At 71.9% G+C, this 4288-nt stretch carries 4 protein-coding genes and 1 pseudogene; 1 reads left to right on the plus strand and 4 read right to left on the minus strand.

The features are described from left to right. Positions 1 to 156: pseudogene (locus CCS38_RS28640) on the minus strand (oxidoreductase); the annotation flags it as partial. 263 nt (positions 157 to 419) lie between these two features. On the opposite strand from CCS38_RS28640, the gene CCS38_RS28645 reads away from it, so the two are divergent. Beyond that, positions 420 to 1580 (plus strand): sulfite oxidase, encoded by a 1161-nt coding sequence (locus CCS38_RS28645; RefSeq protein ID WP_223736237.1) that lies wholly within the window; start codon positions 420 to 422, stop codon positions 1578 to 1580. A 105-nt stretch (positions 1581 to 1685) separates the two neighbouring features. Here the strand turns inward: CCS38_RS28645 and CCS38_RS28650 are convergent, their stop codons facing one another. The 3 genes from CCS38_RS28650 to CCS38_RS28660 all read right to left on the minus strand — a co-directional run bounded on the left by CCS38_RS28650 (position 1686) and on the right by CCS38_RS28660 (position 4273). Continuing rightward, positions 1686 to 2831, minus strand: coding sequence for an RNA polymerase sigma factor (locus CCS38_RS28650; RefSeq protein WP_223736239.1), 1146 nt, complete (start codon positions 2829 to 2831; stop codon positions 1686 to 1688). Positions 2832 to 2848: 17 nt separating this feature from the next. After that, complete coding sequence (locus CCS38_RS28655; protein WP_223736238.1) at positions 2849 to 3256, minus strand: YciI family protein; 408 nt, start codon at positions 3254 to 3256, stop codon at positions 2849 to 2851. A 102-nt stretch (positions 3257 to 3358) separates the two neighbouring features. Beyond that, a complete protein-coding gene (locus tag CCS38_RS28660; protein ID WP_223736240.1) occupies positions 3359 to 4273 on the minus strand; it encodes an MBL fold metallo-hydrolase in 915 nt (304 codons plus the stop codon). Between the last annotated feature and the right edge of the window lie 15 nt (positions 4274 to 4288).

Here is a 4288-nt window from a genome sequence, read left to right on the forward strand (position 1 = left end):
AGAGGACGTTCGTACCGTGCAGCGCACGACGGCGGCCGGCCGCCGGTCGATCATTGCGTTGTAAATCTTGCGGGACTCGTCGTACTCCGAGTCCTGTGGAGCGATGACCGGGCCACGCAGCGCGGTCCGCATCCCTTCCAGAGTGCTGCCGTCCATGGCGCGCTCCTTGCAGATGCTCTCCTTGCAGCGGCGGTATACGGTCCGCAAGACGGCGGGATACAGTCCGCAATCCGCCGGGGCTTCCCCTGCTGGGGACGTGTCCTCCCAGGTGAGGAGGCGCGCAAAAAATGCGACCGGGAGACTCGCAAATGCCACCGGGGGACGCACCATCGCCATCGGCGGACCGGCAAACACCGCCACCGCCGCACGTGCCCCCGCCACCGCTGTACGCGACCGGTCCCGGCGCGCACCATGGAGGCATGGACGGCCGCACCAGTGACTTCAATGCGGACCTCGGGGCGGACCTCAGCGCGCCGGCGCGCCTGGCGGCCCCCTCCGAGGGCATCAGCCTGGAAGAACTCGCGCTCGCGGCCCGTAATCACGGGCTGCCGCTGGAGGCCCTGCGCTACGACCTCACCCCGCCCGGGCTGCACTACGTACTGGTGCACTACGACATCCCCGCGGCCGATGCCCGCACGTGGGAGCTGACCGTACGCGGCCGAGTACGTACCCCGCTGACCCTTGACGTGGCCACCCTGCGGTCCTTCCCGGCCGTCACCCAACGGGTGACGATGGAGTGCGCGGGCAACGGCCGGGCCCGGCTCACGCCACGCCCCGTGAGCCAGCCCTGGCTGGTCGAGGCGGTCGGCACCGCCGAGTGGACCGGGGTACCGCTGCGCACGCTGCTCGACAGGGCGGGCGTGCGGCCGGACGCGGTCGAGGCCGTTTTCACCGGCGCCGATCACGGCATCGAGCGCGGCGTGGAACAGGACTACCAGCGGAGCCTGCCACTGGCGGACGCGACCGGCACCGATCCGGAGGTGCTGGTGGCGTACGAGATGAACGGCGCGCCGCTGCCGCCGCAGCACGGCTGTCCGCTGCGGCTGGTGGTCCCCGGCTGGTACGGCATGGCGCACGTGAAGTGGCTACGGAAGATCACCCTCGTCGACAGCCCGTTCACCGGATTCCAGCAGGAGGTGGCCTACCGCTACCGACAGGAGGCGGAGGAACCCGGCGAGCCGGTCACCCGGATCGCCCCGCGGGCCCTGATGATCCCGCCCGGCTTCCCGGACTTCATGTCGCGCGCCCGTGTCGTACGCCCCGGCTCCGTGCGCCTGGAGGGCCGGGCCTGGTCCGGCCGCGCCCCGGTCGCCAAGGTCGAGGTGAGCACGGACGACGGGCACTCCTGGTACGGCGCCTCACTCGCGCCGCCGGACGGGCACGACTGGGCCTGGCGGTACTGGCAGGCACCCTGGACGGCCGCGCCCGGCCGCCACGTACTCAGCGTCCGCGCCACCGACGCTTCGGGCCGCATCCAGCCCGTCACCGAGCCCTGGAACCGCGGCGGCTTCGGCAACAATCTCGTGCAGCGGATTTCCGTATGGTGTCTACAGGATGGAGAGGGCCTGCAGGACGGATGAGGTCTGCAGGACGGATGGGGTCTGCAGGACGGATGGGGTCTGCAGGATGGCCTCGGGGGCGGGTGAGGTTCTCGTCGGCGAAGAGGCCGCGCCGTGTGCCATCCGTCAGCGCTGCCGGCGGGCGTTGAGTCGGGCGGCCTGGCGCGTGAGGTGGTTGCGCTCGGTGAGGTTGGGGGCCTTTTGGGCCGCCGCGGCGTACAGCCGTGCCGCTGTCGACAGGTCGCCGTCGCGCTCGTGGAGGTACGCCGCCACCGCGGTGTGGCGGGGCAGGGAGTCGTCCAGCGCCGCGAGCTCCGCCAGGCCGGCGCGCGGTCCGTCGGCCTCGCCGACGGCGACTGCGCGGTTGAGCCGGACGACCGGGCTGTCGGTCAGGCCCGCGAGCTCGTCGTACCACTCGACGATCTGTACCCAGTCGGTCTCCTCGGCGGTGGGCGCGTCGGCGTGGAGGGCCGCGATGGCGGCCTGGGCCTGGAATTCGCCCAGCCGGTCGCGGGCGAGGGCCGCCTGCAGGATCTGCACGCCTTCGGCGATGAACTCGGTGTCCCACCGGCCGCGGTCCTGCTCGGCGAGCGGCACCAGGCTGCCGTCGGGCGCGGTCCGGGCGGTGCGCCGGGCGTGGTGGAGCAGCATGAGGGCGAGCAGCCCCGCCACCTCGGGGTGGTCGATCGCGGCCGCGAGCTGCCGGGTGAGCCGGATGGCCTCGGCGGCGAGGTCGACGTCGCCGGAGTAGCCCTCGTTGAAGACGAGATAGAGGACCCGCAGCACGGTGGCGACGTCGCCGGGCTGGTCGAGCTGCACGGCGGACACGGTGCGCTTGGCGCGGCTGATGCGCTGCGCCATGGTTGCCTCGGGCACCAAGTATGCCTGGGCGATCTGGCGCGTGGTCAGCCCGCCGACGGCGCGCAGCGTGAGCGCAACCGCGGACGACGGCGTCAGCGACGGGTGCGCGCACAGGAAGTAGAGCTGAAGCGTGTCGTCCACGGCGGACGCGGGCCCGGGCGCCGGCTCCTCTTCGACGAGGTCCTCACGCCGGCGGCGGGCGGCGTCCGCGCGGGTCGCGTCGAGGAATTTGCGCCAGGCCACGGTGACCAGCCAGCCCTTCGCATCGCGTGGAGGGTCGGCGGGCCAGACGCGGAGCGCCTCGACCAGCGCGTCCTGTACGGCGTCCTCGGCCGCCGCGAAGTCGGCTCCACGGCGGACGAGGATCCCGAGCACGCTCGGCGTGAGGCTCCTCAGCAGGGCCTCGTCGATTTGTGGCACGTCAGAGGTCACTCCGTGATGGTGGGCGGCGCGGTCAGGAACGGGCGCAGTTCGAGCCACTCGTGGATCGGCTTCCCGCCCGCCCCGGGGGCGGCGGACAGCTCCCCGGCCAGCTCGACGGCGCGCTCGTAGCTGTCGACGTCGATCACCATCCAGCCGGCGATGAGGTCCTTGGTCTCGGCGAACGGGCCGTCGGTGATCGGCGGGCGCCCCTCGCCGTCGTACCGGACGAACGTCCCCTCGGGGGCGAGCGCCTGGCCGTCGACGAACTCGCCGGTCTTCTCGAGCCGGGCCGCGAAGTCGTTCATGTACTGCATGTGGGCCGAGATCTCTTCCGGCGTCCACTGGTCCATGGGCACGTCGTTCACCGCAGCCGGAGCGCCACGGTAGTGCTTGAGCAGCAGGTACTTGGCCATCGTGTTCTCCTCGATGCTGGGCGACCCATTGTGGTCGCGTTCACTGCAGGGACGGAGCCGAACACGGGTTCTCGACATCGCCGGCCAAGTTTTTTTGGGCTCTCATGAATGAGCCCTCTGCACTGCCTTCTGTACCGGGACGAGGCGGTAGCCGGAGGCGTCGGGGCGTATCAGGCCGGCGGTGGGTGGGGGGAAGTGGCTGCCGAGGACCAGCGTGTCGGTGCCGGCCAGGGAGGCGAGCAGGTCGCGACGGGTCGCCACGGCGCGGGCCGGGTCGACATCGACGCAGCTGCTCAGGTCGGGGCGGCCGAGCTGGACCGGATGGTGTATGCAGTCGCCGGTGATCAGCGCCGACTGTCCCGCGTCGGTCAGCCGGACGGCGACCTGGCCCGGGGTGTGCCCGGGAGTGGGTACGAGGGTCACGCCGGGAGCGATCTCCGCGCCCGTGGCGGGGACGTCGATCGGGTCGAGCAGGCCGTGCTCCTGCACCGGGTGGACGGAATCGCGGAACATCTGCCGCCGCGGGGCGTCCAGTTCGGCGGCTGACCAGTACGCCCATTCGTCGCGCGCCACCAGATAACGCGCGCGGGGGAAGGTGGGGACCCACGCGCCGCCCCGGTGGCGGGTGTTCCAGCCGACGTGGTCGGTGTGCAGGTGGGTGAGGACGACCAGGTCGACGGACTCGGGCGGGAATCCTGCCTGTTCGAGTCGGGTCAGGTAGTCCGTACGGAGGTGATTCCAGGCGGGGTTGGCGCGGTCCTTGCCGTTGCCGATGCCGGTGTCGACGAGGATGCGCCGGCCACCCGCGCGCACGGCGAAGGAGTGGCTGGCGAGGCGCAGGCCGTGGTCCGGGCGGACAAAGTCCGGGCGCAGCCAGGGAGTTGCGGCGACGACGTCCGGGGTGGCGTCGGGCAGCAGCCAGGGGCCGGTCTCCGGTGGAAGTTCGGTCTCGTCGATGCGGTGGACGGTGATGTCGCCGATGGTCCAACTGGCGGGAGGGGGAGCGGACGCAGGCATGGGGGTCCTTGAGGG

The organism is Streptomyces purpurogeneiscleroticus (genome assembly GCF_020024005.1).
GTDB lineage: Bacteria > Actinomycetota > Actinomycetes > Streptomycetales > Streptomycetaceae > Streptomyces > Streptomyces purpurogeneiscleroticus.

Excerpts from the sequence above, each read along its gene's own strand:
- CCS38_RS28645 (WP_223736237.1), top strand. The coding sequence starts at position 420 with ATGGACGGCCGCACCAGTGACTTCAATGCGGACCTCGGGGCGGACCTC.
- CCS38_RS28655 (WP_223736238.1), bottom strand. The coding sequence starts at position 3,256 with ATGGCCAAGTACCTGCTGCTCAAGCACTACCGTGGCGCTCCGGCTGCG.
- CCS38_RS28660 (WP_223736240.1), bottom strand. The coding sequence starts at position 4,273 with ATGCCTGCGTCCGCTCCCCCTCCCGCCAGTTGGACCATCGGCGACATC.